This is a genomic window from Flavobacterium sp. I-STPP5a (assembly GCF_009764685.1).
GTDB lineage: Bacteria > Bacteroidota > Bacteroidia > Flavobacteriales > Flavobacteriaceae > Flavobacterium.
In genome coordinates this window covers 109234-124515 of the sequence record NZ_VHLM01000077.1, presented here as the reverse complement: position 1 = coordinate 124515, position 15282 = coordinate 109234, and the positions used below count along the sequence as shown (strand labels likewise).

The 15282-nt window shown below is 33.9% G+C and carries 15 protein-coding genes; 6 read left to right on the top strand and 9 right to left on the bottom strand.

The features are described 5' to 3' along the window. Positions 1 to 203: 203 nt before the first annotated feature. Positions 204 to 1031, bottom strand: a complete 828-nt coding sequence (lgt, locus tag FJV36_RS14635; RefSeq protein ID WP_158728432.1) for a prolipoprotein diacylglyceryl transferase — start codon at positions 1029 to 1031, stop codon at positions 204 to 206. Positions 1032 to 1476: 445 nt separating this feature from the next. Here lgt and FJV36_RS14630 point away from each other — a divergent pair, with 445 nt between their 5' ends. Genes FJV36_RS14630 through FJV36_RS14620 form a run of 3 tightly spaced genes read left to right on the top strand, consistent with a single transcriptional unit; the run spans position 1477 to position 3728 of the window. Next, the gene (locus tag FJV36_RS14630; protein ID WP_158728431.1) at positions 1477 to 1890 is read left to right on the top strand and encodes a toxin-antitoxin system YwqK family antitoxin; all 414 of its coding nucleotides are present in this window, start codon (positions 1477 to 1479) and stop codon (positions 1888 to 1890) included. A 6-nt stretch (positions 1891 to 1896) separates the two neighbouring features. Further along, positions 1897 to 2268: a BlaI/MecI/CopY family transcriptional regulator gene (locus FJV36_RS14625; protein WP_158728430.1), complete on the top strand. Its 372-nt coding sequence runs from the start codon at positions 1897 to 1899 to the stop codon at positions 2266 to 2268. Further along, positions 2265 to 3728: a M56 family metallopeptidase gene (locus tag FJV36_RS14620; RefSeq protein ID WP_158728429.1), complete on the top strand. Its 1464-nt coding sequence runs from the start codon at positions 2265 to 2267 to the stop codon at positions 3726 to 3728. Before FJV36_RS14625 ends, FJV36_RS14620 begins: the two co-directional genes overlap by 4 nt. A 174-nt stretch (positions 3729 to 3902) precedes the next feature. Here FJV36_RS14620 and FJV36_RS14615 read toward each other — a convergent pair whose 3' ends face one another. The 6 genes from FJV36_RS14615 to FJV36_RS14590 form a co-directional block, all read right to left on the bottom strand. After that, on the bottom strand, positions 3903 to 4346 hold the full coding sequence (locus FJV36_RS14615) for an acyltransferase (RefSeq protein WP_158728428.1): 444 nt from the start codon (positions 4344 to 4346) through the stop codon (positions 3903 to 3905). A 499-nt stretch (positions 4347 to 4845) separates the two neighbouring features. Further along, the gene (locus FJV36_RS14610; RefSeq protein WP_158728427.1) at positions 4846 to 5130 is read right to left on the bottom strand and encodes a hypothetical protein; all 285 of its coding nucleotides are present in this window, start codon (positions 5128 to 5130) and stop codon (positions 4846 to 4848) included. 210 nt (positions 5131 to 5340) lie between these two features. Then, the gene (locus FJV36_RS14605; protein ID WP_158728426.1) at positions 5341 to 5715 is read right to left on the bottom strand and encodes a hypothetical protein; all 375 of its coding nucleotides are present in this window, start codon (positions 5713 to 5715) and stop codon (positions 5341 to 5343) included. Positions 5716 to 5982: 267 nt separating this feature from the next. Next, on the bottom strand, positions 5983 to 6660 hold the full coding sequence (locus FJV36_RS14600) for an SDR family NAD(P)-dependent oxidoreductase (RefSeq protein WP_158728425.1): 678 nt from the start codon (positions 6658 to 6660) through the stop codon (positions 5983 to 5985). A gap of 196 nt (positions 6661 to 6856) precedes the next feature. Then, entirely contained in the window at positions 6857 to 7879 is a 1023-nt protein-coding gene (locus tag FJV36_RS14595; RefSeq protein ID WP_158728424.1) for a hypothetical protein, read from the bottom strand. 347 nt (positions 7880 to 8226) lie between these two features. Continuing rightward, positions 8227 to 9597, bottom strand: a complete 1371-nt coding sequence (locus FJV36_RS14590; protein WP_158728423.1) for a saccharopine dehydrogenase family protein — start codon at positions 9595 to 9597, stop codon at positions 8227 to 8229. Between the two features lie 180 nt (positions 9598 to 9777). Here FJV36_RS14590 and FJV36_RS14585 point away from each other — a divergent pair, with 180 nt between their 5' ends. The 3 genes from FJV36_RS14585 to FJV36_RS14575 all read left to right on the top strand — a co-directional run bounded on the left by FJV36_RS14585 (position 9778) and on the right by FJV36_RS14575 (position 13123). Continuing rightward, a complete protein-coding gene (locus FJV36_RS14585; protein WP_158728422.1) occupies positions 9778 to 10179 on the top strand; it encodes a DUF423 domain-containing protein in 402 nt (133 codons plus the stop codon). 64 nt (positions 10180 to 10243) lie between these two features. Further along, complete coding sequence (pckA, locus tag FJV36_RS14580) at positions 10244 to 11845, top strand: phosphoenolpyruvate carboxykinase (ATP) (RefSeq protein WP_158728421.1); 1602 nt, start codon at positions 10244 to 10246, stop codon at positions 11843 to 11845. Positions 11846 to 12022: 177 nt separating this feature from the next. Beyond that, complete coding sequence (locus tag FJV36_RS14575) at positions 12023 to 13123, top strand: DUF4407 domain-containing protein (RefSeq protein WP_158728420.1); 1101 nt, start codon at positions 12023 to 12025, stop codon at positions 13121 to 13123. 89 nt (positions 13124 to 13212) lie between these two features. Here FJV36_RS14575 and FJV36_RS14570 read toward each other — a convergent pair whose 3' ends face one another. Further along, positions 13213 to 13926 carry a PH domain-containing protein gene (locus FJV36_RS14570; RefSeq protein WP_158728419.1) on the bottom strand — a complete coding sequence of 238 codons (714 nt, stop codon included), beginning with the start codon at positions 13924 to 13926 and terminating at the stop codon, positions 13213 to 13215. A 121-nt stretch (positions 13927 to 14047) separates the two neighbouring features. Next, on the bottom strand, positions 14048 to 15220 hold the full coding sequence (locus FJV36_RS14565) for a glycosyltransferase (RefSeq protein WP_158728418.1): 1173 nt from the start codon (positions 15218 to 15220) through the stop codon (positions 14048 to 14050). Between the last annotated feature and the right edge of the window lie 62 nt (positions 15221 to 15282).

Below are 15282 nucleotides of genomic sequence, written 5' to 3'. Positions count from 1 at the left end.
AATCAATAACACTATGAAATCAACAGTAGCTTTTAAAAAAGTCATGATTTAGGTTCGTCGCTAGATTTAAATTCCTTGTTTTGATATTGTACAATTTATTGAAATCTAACGTTTTGATTCATCCTTATTTTACAAATCTGAAACAAGCTATCCATTAGGTCAATTCAAAACACCGTAGCTGCAACCTTCGCTGCTTAGTATTTTTACAAAGAACGCTTTCTTGTTACATTCTTTCCCATAAAATAGATCCCAATTGCTATAAAAGGCAGGCTCAACAATTGACCCATATTCAATAGCATTCCCTCTTCAAATTCTACTTGATTGATTTTGACAAACTCAATTAAAATGCGCATCGTAAAAATTAAAGTTATTGCCAGACCAAACAAAAATCCATTTCCTAGCGTGATGTTTTTCGTTTTGTAAATAGCAAAAATAATCCCGAAAATGAGCAGATACGCAATGGCTTCATAAAGTTGGGATGGATGTCTAGGAACACTATCAATCCTACTAAAAATAAAAGCCCAAGGCAAGGTTGTGGGATTGCCTATCATTTCTGAGTTCATTAAGTTGGCAAGTCTTATAAATGCAGCTCCCAATGGCGCAACAATAGCAATCAAATCTAGTATTTTCAGGTATTTTATTTCATATTTTTTTGAATATAAAAAAAGTGAAACAATCAACCCAACCGTTCCACCATGACTGGCTAAACCTGCATAACCACTAAATTTATATCCTCCGTTTATCGTTTTTTGAATGGGTAAAAAAATTTCTAATACGTTTTTTGAATAATAGTCAAAATCATAAAACAAACAATGTCCCAATCTTGCTCCAGCAAAAATTCCTATAATTCCATATAGAAACAATGCTTCATGAGCGCTATCTGTTAAGTTTTCTCTTCTGTAAATTACTTTAAGAATGTACATGCTTAAAAGTAAGCCACTGGCAAATAAAAGCCCATAATATTTTAAGGGGAAACCAAAAATATTTATTATTTCGGAATCAAAATCCCAATTGATGTATAGTGTTGTCATATATTATTCTTACTATTTATTACTGCACTTTTTCGGCATTGCGGTCATATTCTACCATCCTTTCAATTCCAAATCTACTTCGGAGGATTTGGTACACAAATGAAATCAATTCTATAAGCGTATTTTTTTTGTTTAACTTAAATTATCCGGAAACTTTTATTCTACGAAACTAACCTTAGTAACTGAACTTAAATCTAGCTTCATTATGAAAAGTCAGCTTCGTTTTGTTCTTTTCAAATGTAAACAAAAATTCTTACGTATCTTTTGATAGTTGGTATTTAATCCTAAACCTAATAAAATCAATAGCTACGACAGAAAGGACTTCTAGTCCAATTGACAACCTAAATACCTGAACAACAAATTTTTTACAAAACATTTGTTTATTTCAAATTTTACTCTACATTTGTAGAGCAATGTTTTAACTTGTAGAACAAAAACGTAAACCATGCGACATATTTATATTTTATTAGTTGTTGCACTTGCTGTTGTAAGTTGCAAAACCAATCAAACCAAAAACAAATTGCGCGAAGGTCGTTGGGTAGAGCATTACACACAAGACAGCGCCAAATACAAGTCAATTGGTACCTATCGCAAAGGTGATCCCGTAAAAAAATGGCGCTATTACCTTGACGGTAAAATTATAAAACGTGAAAAATACAAAGGCGCTATTTGCAAAACCGTTATTTATCATCAAAACGGTCAAATACAATCAAAAGGGATATCCAAAATAGATACCACTGGTCAATATGCACACTGGTACTACAGCGGCACATGGCTGTATTATGACGAAAATGGAAAATTAACCACCATTAGAACCTACGACAAAGGAGAATTACTATCAGACAGAAATCAAAATTAATATACGATGCAATTAACAAACTCAGAAGAACAACTCATGGAACACCTTTGGCAACTCAAAAAAGCCTTCATGAAAGATTTACTAGAAGCTTATCCAGAGCCAAAACCTGCTACCACAACGGTTGCCACTTTGCTAAAACGCATGATTGACAAGCAATTTGTTGCGTACCGCGAATATGGAAACTCAAGAGAATATTATCCTTTGGTCAAAAAAACCGACTATTTCTCGAAACACGTTAACGGATTGATTAGTAACTTTTTTAACAATTCGGCATCACAATTTGCTTCTTTCTTTACCAAAGAAACCAATTTGTCACAAACGGAACTGGAAGAACTAAAGAAAATAATTGATAGCGAAATTCTAAAAAAGAAAAAATGACCGACTTTCTAATCAAATCGACCCTCAGCCTTGTGGTGCTTTTAGGAGTGTATCACTTGCTGCTAGAAAAAGAAAAAATGCACCGTTTCAATAGGTTTTACTTATTGTTTGCTTTGGTTTTTTCGTTGGTAATTCCGTTTATAACTATTGAAGTTGTTCAAGAAATTGCACAACCTACTGTTACATCTGGAAATATCCAAATTCTACAAACAACTGCCGTTGCAGTGGAAGAGACGAACTATTTTGTCATAGCGCTTTGGGGTATATATGGAATAGTTACGTTTGTTTTGGGGTTTCGATTTCTGCGTAATGTGGTGCAGATTTCAAAAAAAATGAAGTCCAATACTCCCATTGCATATCAAAATGCTCAATTGGTTTTGGTTCCCGAAAAAACGCTACCGCACACATTCTTGAATACCATTTTCATCAACGAAACAGAATACAACAACCGTCAAGTTGAAGCCGAATTGTACACCCACGAGCTTACGCATGTGACTCAAAAACACACTTTGGATATTTTGTTTATTGAAGTATTGAAAACCGTTTTTTGGTTCAACCCCGTTTTCATTTTTTATAAAAAAGCCATTCAACTCAACCACGAATTTCTCGCCGATGAGAAAGTAGTGCACTCTTATAACAATGTTCCGTTTTACCAATCTTTGTTGCTCTCAAAGGCAAACGCGAACCCAACTTTTTACTTGGCCAGTAATTTGAACTATTTAATAACTAAAAAACGATTACTAATGATGACTAAAACCACATCAAAAAGAAAAGCCATTGCCAAGCAAGCCTTGCTCTTGCCTGCGGTAACAGCGTTACTATTTTCACTATGCACCAAGGTAGTGGCGCAACAAATAGGTACCCAACAAAATGCGCAACCTAACAAAGTGGGGAGTTTGTTTACTACCTACTACAATAAAACTACTTTTAAGGTAAAAGATGAAAAGGGAAAAATTACCGCCGAGAAAAAGTACAACGACTTAACTCCTGCCGAAAAAAGGGCGATCCCTTCGATTTTATCAAAAGAAGAAAGACTACCAACCAACGAGGAACTTTTAACCAAATTAAGCAAAGGTGCTCCCGCAACTATGGAAATTGATCTGTTTAGCCTTGAAAATAAGATTGTAAAAAAAGGAGAACACGGCATCTATAACTCTCCAGAAATAAGCGAAAAACCAGATTTTCCTGGTGGAATGATGGAATTTTACAAATTCGTAGGTAACAATTATAAAACTCCTGAACAACCCGATTTAAAAGGAAAAGTTTTCATCACTTTTATTGTCGAAAAAGACGGCAGCATTACCGATGTAAAGAGCATTCGTGATATTGGTTTTGACACTGGTGACGAGGCAGTACGCGTAATGAACATTTGCCCAAAATGGATTCCTGGAAAAGTAAAAGGCGAGCCCGTACGAGTGCTATACAGTTTACCAATAACTATACAATCAGCCAAATCCTAATTCAAAAACAAATCCGCTTCAAGACTAGACTAGTAGACCTGAAGCGGATTTGTTTTTAAAATATTGTTGGTTTTGATGTTGGAATCCTTTATAACACGAGATCGTTAAGGCACTTTTTTTAAGATGTATTTTATTCCTTATAAAGAGGAATATGTAAGGAGATAATCTTGAGTTTTAATGAAAATTGAATATTGTATTGAGACCTTTTGTTAGAAAAAAACAAATACCAATTATTAATAGATTTATTAAAGCTCTAAAAATCCATTTCCATTTTGATAAGTTGTAGTTAATTCCTTTTGAAATCACAACGCAAATCCCCATTAAAAGAAACCAAACGGCAAAGAAAAGTGAAATTTCACCTCTTATTACAGTCGTTACTAAATCGTGAATGAGTCCACAGAAAACAAATGTTAACACTAACGAAAATCCAGCTGGAAATATTTTTTTTAACGGTCGAAATACTTTTTTTCCTAAATAATAGCCGACAATTGGGTTCCAGAAATTCCAAAAAGTTGAAAAATTATTTGCACCAAGCGACCTTTCTAAATTATTACGAAGCGACTTAGGATGCCCGATTGGAACGCCATTTCTCTTCTTTATATATTCGGATAATTTCATTTAGTTTTATTCGCTTCGGGTTTTGAATTGATTGTTTCTTGACACTCGTCAAGTTGATTACTTCACTTTGTGTTTTTTTTATTTCGTGAGTTTCTGTCGCATTCTAACTTACGTTCTGGCACTAAGGCGGGTTTGGCACTACATTAAGTTCTATTTTCGCATTAACCACTCGAGCGATAGCGAATAGACGAAGTAAATCATCCCAAATACAAAACCAATTTCAAATTAAGCCTAAAACCCAAATCATTTTTAACAAGTGTTACCAGAAACCTTAATTGTTATTCAACAACTTTTTTATTGGATTTAAACACGATTCTTCAAATCTATTTTTTAGTCGTTCATTTTCATCATAAGAGAAATCACGATTTATGTCTTTCCAATTTCCAATTTTCAAACCGTTATTTATAGACACGAATTCTAAAGTAGTATTGGTTTCATTTCCTCGTATTGCAATATTAAAAATTCTATTTTAATCAGCATCATAAAAATAAGCGATGAACTATAATCCATTTTCGGATTTGGAATCTTCAAGTTTAAATGAATTGTTTGAGAAAATTGACACTTCAGGGACTTGATATTTCGGATTTTTCTCTTTGAAATTTTCGATAGCTTTTATTACTCTCGCCTCTGAGTAGGGAAATTCATAAGATTCAGAAAACGCATAACTTCCTGCAGAAATAATATTTATTCTTTTTGTAAGTTCATATCGTGCAGTGTTGCTAAATATTAAAATTCCAGAAATCGCTAAAAGGATAGTCGCTATAAGTATTTGATATTTTCTCATCAGTTTTCCAAAGGTTTCTTGTAAAGTACACGCGCTATAAGCCGTTTGGGATTAAATTAAGCCCATTATTCGGATCTGCCAAATCTTCCAAATACAAAACCAACTTATCATTAAGCCTTTTGCCCAAATTCGTTGTAGCTGTTATGGGCTGGTTGTTTTTGTCGAAATTATAATTTAAAAGCAAACTTTCCACGTTTCCGTTATCAAGTTTTAATCAACTTGCTTTTTTTTATAGATTTGCCTAACTTTTTTTCCGTATGCTTTAGTTTTTTCTATAGCTTTTAATTTTGTCATTTTTCTATTTACTTTAAATACCCAAATAGTTGGTGTTTGTAAAGTCAATATATTTTTATCATATGTATATAATCCAGCAATTATTTTTGGTTCTTCCATTCCATCGCTTTCAATATGTTCGACTAAAACATAATTATTATCTTGATTTAATTGAAGAGTGAAAATTTGTCCAATACAACCTAAACCATCTTCACAATAATCTGAAAACCATCTATGCTCAAATTTACCAATTGGCTTGTTTTGTGCACTTATAGTGATACAAAAAAATAAAAAAAATACTATTGATTTCAATATGTTTGTTTCAGGTTAGTTATTATCCAACGCTTTGTTCTGCTAAAAAATTTAACTTCACGTTTTTGTTTTTAAAATCGTTATCTTGAACTTGAACTACTTGCTTGATTTCGATACAACCGCCCTATAACATCCCGCTACTACAGCGGGTTTGGGACTAAATTAAGCTCTATCTTTGGATTTGCCAAATCTTCCAAATACAAAACCAATTTTCTATTAAGCTGATTGTCTAAATGCGTTGTCGTAGCTGTTGTGTGATGTGTTTTTTTACCACAACATTTCTTCTTGTAATTCAGCATTCCAAAAAGTTCCCGTTTTCATTCCGGTTTCTATTAGTTTAAATATTCCGTTTGCAGAAAATTCTGTTGATAACGGTGCACCTTCAGTTGATAATTTTGTATTTACCCAACCTGGATGAATGGAGTTCACATCTATATTTCTATCTTTCAATCTTGCAGATAAAGTTTTCGTGTACATATTCAATGCAGCTTTAGACATTCTGTAAGCAGTTGAATCAATTTTTGATGTTGTATTCAGCGTTGCCATGATAGAAGAAATATTTAAAATTTTTCCGTTTTGATTTACTAAATCTAAAACAGTTTCGGTAAAATTCACAAGTCCAAAAACGTTCGTTTCAAAAGTTGATCTTAAACTTTCTAAATCTGGTTCTGTTTTATCTAAATCTGGCGCAATTCCGGCATTATTAACTAAAATATCAATTCCGTTAAATTTATTTCTAATTATTTTGTTCGCATTTTCAATTGACTTTTGATTTTTCAAATCTAATGCTACAACAAATAGGTTTTCAGACTTAATATTTTCAATTTTCCCAGTTCTGGAAGTTCCAATTACATAATATTTTTCAGCAATTAGTTTCTCTGCTAATGCATTTCCAATTCCTGAATTTGCTCCTGTAATTAGGACAATCTTATTTTTAAAATTCATTTTTCTTTTTTAGTTTTTTTTGGCAAAATATCGCACAACATCCCTTCGCTTGGCGAGTTTGGAACCAAATTAAGCTCGATTTTCGGACTTTATATAAGTTTCAGACACAAAACTATCTTCAAATTAAGCCCCAAACCCATTTGCTTGAAGTGTGTGTGTGTGTGTGTGTGTGTGTGTGTGTTGGTGGCAAATGTATTTATTTAATAGTCCATTTTACAAACTCGTTCATTACTTCTATCCAATGCTCTTTGTCGTAGTTAGCTTTTCCATTTTCATCTACTTCAAAGAAATTATGTTCTAAATTTGGATATCTTTTATAAGTCAAGTTAGTTTTTGAATTTTGGATGTAAAACAAGGGGACTAAATCACATAATTCTGAAGCAATATCATGAGAACCATATGCTAAATAGGTTGGAATTTTAATTTGCAACCAGTCATTGATAAATGGTTTTGAAAAGGACTTCCAAGCTATTAAATCGAGCTCCTTGTTTATTTTGTCGATATTGTAAGAATCTCTAAGCATTTGATAAGTGTTTTCAGTTCTTTCATCAGCTTCTTCCCAAGTCATTTCTTTTATATCCGCCTTTTTCCGATACTCTCTAATTCTTTGGTCAATTCTACCAAATGGGTTTGCTCCAAACAATCCTAAATGAGTAACATTTTTATTATTCAATGTCAATACTGTAGCAACTTTTGAACCTTGTGAATGTCCTGCTACAATCAATTTTGAATTATCTACCCATTTCTGTTTCTTTAAAAACTTCAAAACTTCCTTTGCTCTTTTTTCGTAATTCTCTAAATAATCAGATTTTACATATTCTTGGTCAAATTCATCAGGCTTGTTTGAACTGGGGATGTAACAATATGATTCGTTTAGGTTTTTTTCATTAACAATGACAGGTGTTTTTGGCATAGAAATCACAATTAAATGATAGTATTTTTTGATTTCATTTATGTCAAAATTTGTAATTCCGCCACCAAACATCCACATATCTTCTTTTTCGGGTTTTATAAATAAAGGCATCGGTAAAGAACCTTGACAAAATAAGAATATTGGTTTTTTTTCGTCAGTTTTAGTATCGACTAAAATAAAATCAATAGTATCCTTTTTTTGTTTAAGACTAAATAAAATTGCTTCATTATTAATTATGTTTAGATTTTGTCCAAAACATATTTGAACTAAAAATAGTAGGATTATTGTCTTTTGTACTTTTTTCATAATATCTCTGCCTAACTTACATATAAACGAAACAAACCTTCATACACACAACCAAACATGTGTAAATAATCTAAAGTTTGTTTCGCTTTGCGTTTTCCAAATATATTAAAATTATCTTACAAATTATTAAAAAATCAACAACTGAAAACTGGGCTCGCGTGAAGGATGGCAGCGGAAATCCTTTGTGTTTTTTCTTTAAAAACACAAAGATTGCAGCGTACAGCCTGACCCGAAGTTTTTCACGCAGGGGCACGCCCAAGGACTGAAAATATAACGATCTAAAAAAACAAATCCGCTACTTACTGAAAAGGAGCGGATTCATCCAACTATAAATCTAAAAAAAACTACTAACTAAACTCTTTATCAGGATTGTATCCTAAATACGGCATGGCGGTTTCATTGAAGATTACGCCGTATTCTTCTAACTCTTTTAAAATAGGCTCGTATACTTCCTTTCGAATGGGTAATTGTACACCTGGCGTGGTGATTTTGCCATTCAGGATTAATAATGTGGCCATGGCAACGGGTAAACCTACGGTTTTGGCCATGGCGGTATAGGTTTGATCGTCACCAAGGCAAACCATTTTTGCATCTATTTGTTCTTTTTTGCCGTTTATCTCGTAGCCAAATTTATGGTACATGACAATCATGTCTTTGTCCTCTTCTTGTAAGGTCCAGCTATCGGTTAATATTTTTTCTAAAATTTGGGCTGGTGTGGCGTTTGTTAAACCTACTTTTTTGTTGGGATTGAACAAATCGAGTTCTAATAATTTGTCCCACATGATGTCGTCTTGGTCAATCTTGAGAATCAAACGGGTTTTTATTTCAACAGAATCGGTAGGATGATACGGCAGAAACGAGTTGACAAATTCACGGTAGCTCATGTTCTCTGAGTTTTCCATGATGTAACTATCATCGGTCATGCCAAGTTGTACGAACATGTTCCACGCTTTTGAAAAACCTACTCTACGAATGGTGCCTCGGTATAAAGTAAGTACATCATCTAGTCCGTACACAGAGCGGTATTTTAGGGAATCTCTGTTAGAATACGCCTCAAAACGACCGTAACCTTCTACTTGCAAAAACTCGGTTCTACGAAACAAATTGCAATACGGTATGTACTTGTAGGTGCCTTCTTGAATAAACTTAGCAGCGCCTCCTTGACCTGCCAGCACCACATTGCGCGGCGCCCAAGTAAATTTATAATTCCAAAGATTCGTGTCTGATTCTGGGGCGACTAATCCGCCACAAAAGGACTCAAACAAAATCATGTCGCCACCTTTCTCCTTAATTTCATCAATCACTTTCATGGCACTCATGTGATCAATTCCTGGATCAAGTCCGATTTCGTTCATAAAAATAAGATTGTTTGCTTTAGCCTGAGCATCTAATTCTTGCATGGCATCACTCACGTATGAGGCCGTAACTAAGTGCTTTTTGTACGTGATACAATCTTTGGCCACTTGAATGTGCAAATGTGCGGGCAGCATAGAAATGACAATGCTGGCATTTTGAATGGCTTGTTGACGTTGCTTTTCATCAAAAATATCAAGGGCGATTGCGGTAGCATTAGGATGATTGTTGGTTTTTTTTTGAGCCAAAGCCAATGACAAATCACCAATAACAAGATGCAACTGCTCTTTCTCGGATTTTTCAAGTAAATACCGAATTAAAGAAGAGGCCGATCTTCCTGCGCCAATGATTAAAATTGTTCTCATTTATATATATTTATAACACAAACATACATAATTGTTGTATTTATAACAAATGAAGTGTGATTATTTTATTTATAACCTACAAATAAAGCACTTTTTTTAACATGCTTTCGCCAAAACAAAGGCCTCAAAAACTTTTAATTTCATTTGAGATCAAATACTTTTGTACTAAATACAAGATCCATGAAAAAAAGAATCATAGCCAGCGGTGCTGTTTTAGGAATGATTGCCATTATTTTAGGCGCTTTTGGCGCGCATGCCTTGAAAAAAGTTTTATCTGTTGACCAATTGGTAACATTTGAAACGGGAGTTCGGTACCAAATGTATCATGCTTTGTTTTTACTTTTCATAGGGAACTATGATGCGCTTTCACAAAAAAAGCAAAAAGCCATTTATTATTTAGTGCTTTCGGGCGTAGCATTATTCTCAGGATCTATCTATCTTTTGGCTACCAACAACCTCACTACTTTCGATTTTAGAATTATCGGATTCGTAACGCCAATAGGCGGTCTCCTACTAATTATTGCTTGGTTTGTGTTATTGACATCAATATTTGATAAAAAATCACAAAATCATCAGAATTAAAGGCTAACTGAAATTTAATTTCTACTTTTGTAGTCTATTAAATGTAACTATACACACTAAATTTATGGACAATACTATGCATTTCTCGCAATCGATTTCGTTAACAGATTTAGGAATTGAAAACGTAAACATTCATTACCAGTTATCTCCAGAAGAATTACACAATATTACAATACAATCAGGTCAAGGAGTTGAGAGTTCTACAGGAGCTTTAGCCGTAAACACAGGAGAATATACAGGCCGTTCTCCACAAGATCGTTTTATTGTGCGTGATAGCATAAGCGAAGATAAAGTTTGGTGGGGTAAAGTAAACATTCCGTTTGAGCCTGCTGCTTTTGAAAAACTATACAATAAAGTAACTGCTTACTTATCAAATAAAGAAGTTTATGTACGTGATTCTTACGTATGTTCTGATCCAAATTACAGATTAAATGTACGTGTGGTAACCGAAACTCCTTGGGCAAACTTGTTTTGTTACAATATGTTTTTAAGACCAGAAGCATCTGAAATAGCTAGTTTTACACCAGAATGGACGGTACTTTGTGTACCAAGTTTTATGGCTGATCCAGCTGTAGATGGTACACGTCAAAGTAATTTTGCCATATTAGACTTTACTAAAAAAGTAGTTTTAATAGGCGGTACAGGATATACAGGAGAAATGAAAAAAGGAATTTTCTCTGCATTGAATTTCATTTTACCTGTTTTCAAAAACACATTGCCTATGCATTGCAGTGCCAATGTAGGTGAAAAAGGAGATACAGCTATCTTCTTTGGTTTGTCTGGAACAGGAAAAACAACTTTATCTGCTGATCCAGATCGTAAATTGATTGGTGACGACGAACACGGATGGACCAATGAAAATACCGTTTTCAACTTTGAAGGAGGTTGCTACGCCAAAGTAATTAATCTTAGCGAGGAAAACGAACCAGACATTTTTAGAGCAATTAAAAAAGGAGCTATCCTTGAAAATGTAGTTTTTAAAGAAGGTACTAATGAAGTAGATTTTGAAGATGTAAGCATCACTCAAAACACACGCGTAAGCTACCCAATTACACATATAGATAATATCCAGCCAGGATCTATAGGTAACAATCCTAAAAACATATTTTTCTTAACCGCTGATTCATTTGGTATTTTACCTCCTATTGCAAAATTGACACCAGGTCAAGCAGCATACCACTTTATATCTGGTTATACCGCTAAAGTTGCCGGAACAGAAGCAGGAGTAACAGAACCACAGCCTAATTTTTCGGCTTGTTTTGGAGCGCCATTTATGCCTTTGCACCCAACGAAATATGCTGAAATGTTAAGCAAAAAAATGAAAGATGCGAATGTAACGGTTTGGTTAATCAACACAGGTTGGACTGGTGGTGCATACGGAGTAGGAAGCCGTATGAAATTAAAATACACAAGAGCCATGATCACAGCAGCACTTAACGGTGAGCTTGATAATGTTGCTTATGAGAACCACAAAGTTTTTGGAATTGCAAAACCACAATCGTGCCCTAATGTTCCTAGTGAAATTTTGAATCCTAGAAATACTTGGGAAAACCCAGAGCTTTACGATGAAAAAGCATTAGAACTTGCTCAAAAATTCAAAGAAAATTTTGCAAAATTTGAAGAATTTGCCAATCCAGAGATTATGGCAGGTGCTCCACTAGCATAAGTTAATTATAATTCAACACTTGTAAAGCCGTTCGTAAAGAGCGGCTTTACTTTTTTTATGTGGTAAGACAAAAGAAATCAACATTTTAGCATGTGATTCGTTTTTTGGCGTTAAATTTGTAAGTAATCAAAACGTCCTTGTGACAAAAACACAAATCAATCAAAACAATCTACAATCATGTTAAAACAATTTTTTATTCTATGCTCAGGCGCAGACAAAGACCTTCTAGAAACTTGTTCAGAAGGTGAGCAAACTAAATATGTAGGGATAGGCGCCACCGTATTCTTTACCGCAGTAATGGCTTTTCTTGCCAGTGCTTATGCCCTATTTACCGTATTTGATAGTGTTTATCCCGCCGTCGCTTTTGGTGTTGTATGGGCTTTTCTTATTTTTAATTTGGATCGTTTTATTGTTTCTACTATTCGAAAACGAGATCAGTTTGGTGCCGAATTTTTACAAGCTACACCCCGAATTATTTTAGCGGTAATCATTGCCATTGTAATCTCGAAACCCTTAGAAATTAAAATTTTCGAAAAAGAAATCAATACTGTTTTGTTGAAAGAGAAAAATGCGATGGCTTTAGCCAATAAAAAAGAGGTAGCTACGTACTTCAAAAGTGATTTAGACAAAAACAAAGCTGAAATTGACAAGCTGAAATTAGAAATAACAACTAAAGAGAAAGAGGTTAACACCTTATACGAAACCTATATCAAAGAGGCAGAAGGAACAGCAGGAACCAAAAAACTAGGCAAAGGTCCTGTTTTTAAAGAAAAAATTGCCAAGCATGATTTGGCCAAACAAGAATTAGACACTTTACAAAAAACCAACTTGGCCAAAATTGCTGAGATGGAAAAAAACACAAAAACTTTACAAGCTGATTTAGACAAAAAAGTGACCGAAACTCAACCTATTATTGATGGATTTGATGGTTTAATGGCCCGAATTAATGCCTTGAACAAATTGCCTTGGTTGCCATCGTTTTTTATAATGTTGCTATTTTTAGCCATTGAAACCTCGCCAATTATTGCAAAACTTTTGGCTCCAAAAGGCGAATATGATTTTAAATTAGAAGATCTTGAAACCGCATTAAAAGCAACCATTGAACAAGACAAATACCAAAGGTCTCTTCTGGTAAAAACAAGTGAAAGCATGCATAACAAAGTATATGCTGACATCGCCGATGATAAAAAACTGTATGACCTACAGCGTAAAAACGCCACTGATCTATTAGAATTACAGTCTAATAATTTTGTAGAAAAACAGAAAAAAACACTGTAAAACAAATCATTGAATTTAAAAAAGTCCTAAAATCAAAAGGTAAATTATCTTTTGAGTTTAGGACTTTTGAGTTTAAGACTCTAGCACTATTACATGTGACTCAAAATTTCTTTCTTAAAAGCATCATATTCGCCTTGTAAAATCAAGCCGTTATCGAGTAGTTTTTTATAATTCTGTAGTTTTTCAAACAATTCGTCTTGAGATAAACTGGCAAGTCCTGCTTCCTTACTTGTTTCTGGCGCTGCTTGCGCTTGTTCCTTTTCATAATTATAGACTGGTGGCTGTGCTACAGGCATGATTTCGGCAAAACTGGTTACTTCCTCGGTTTCCATTTCCTCTATGATTTCAGCATCAGGAACAACGGTAGCTGGTTGCACTTCCTCAATAGTTATTGCACTTACCGCGCCTGTTTTTAAAATATCAAGTTGCTCCTTGGCATACGTAAAAATTTTACGGGCTTGTATTTTTGGAATATAATCAATAGACACTTCCATATTTGTGCGTGTAGTAAATGAAAACTCAGATCCTAAAATGTTTTCCTTAACAAAAGTTCCCTCTATTTCATCCCAAGTATAATCAATGAAGTTCATTGATAGCCCAAGGTTTTTAGGCTGACAAATAATGATTCGCTTGTTAGTAAGGACAATACTGTCTGGTAAGACCGTAATAGCCGGTTTTTTTTGTACTGCTATATACCCTACTTCCTCGTTTTTCATTAATAAATCACTCAGCTTAGCAGCAATTTTTTCGATTGCTTTTGGGTCTTGGTCTTCGTTTAAAAATTTTTTAATTTGATCTATCATTTTGTTTACAGTAGTTTTAGACTTTGTATTAATACGCTGTCAAAAGTAATACCAATTTTATTTTTTTTGCACTCAAGGTGTGTAATTTTGTCTCCTTATTTTAAAATTTAATTATACACAATTATCTGTAGTGAATAGCAATTTGGCCTATCTGAAACACAATTTTCAAGGAATCTTTAAAAGAAAGTTTAGATCCATCAGCATGAATCCATCTTTTTAAGGGCTGTTCACAAACTAGTTTTTTAGTTTCTTCGTCCCCGTACACTTGTTTCATTCGCATTAAAATTTCTACATCAAACAACCACTTGGTCAAAAACTTGGTTTGAAAGGTTTTTTCAATCACGTCTTTGCTCATGATTTTAGCACCACATTGCGTGTCATTGAATTCCATTCCAATTGTTCTTCGAATGATAAAATTAATAATTTTACTAATAATAGCACGAGCAGATTCTTTAGTAATATCAGCACCCATACGAGCCATCCTAGAGCCCCCGACAAATTTAAAATTTGACGTTGAAATGGTAGTCACCAAATCATGAAAATCTTCAAAATCTGTAGATAAATCAGCATCTAAAAAACCGATGTAATCAAATTGATCTTGTTTGGCTAGGTGAAGCATCCCTAATCGGACTGCTTCGGCTTTGCCTCCATTTTTTTCACAATCATAAATACTAATGTGATCTTCATGCCCTTCTCTTAATTTTTCAAGAACTTCCAGCGTTTTATCTTTACTACCGTCATTTACAAAACACAAATGGTATCCTAAATTTGAATTAATAAAAGCTTTAAAATCATCTCCTAATAAACGAAGTTCCTCATTATAACATGGAATTACAACCCCAATACAGTTGTTTTGAATGATTTGGTTTTTTTGAGTTATTTTAGCCGGCTTACCGCCCACACCTATCAACCGTTTTACACGCGCTCCTATCTCACTTAAACTGAGTGGTTTTTTCATGTAATCATCAACTCCTAAATCAAATCCTTTTACAATAATATCTTCCTCTGTATTTCCCGATAAAATCATAACAGGAGTGTTATGCCCTCTAACTACTTTTATGTGTTTTGCAATTTCAAGACCATTATACACATTAAGTTCTTCCTTAGTGATTTCCTTTTCATTAGAATAAGGCATGTTAATATCAGCAATAACAAGATTGGGCAAATGCAAATCATAGCTTTTAATTCCATCAGAAATGGTATTGGCTGAAAATACTTCGTAACCTAAATCAACAAGGCTTTTTTCTAAAGAGAGTATCACTAACTCTTGATCGTCAACAATTAATATTTTCATACTTATGAGTTTAAGATAGTTTGGTTGAAGTAAATATATCAAATTTGATTTAAAAAACACCA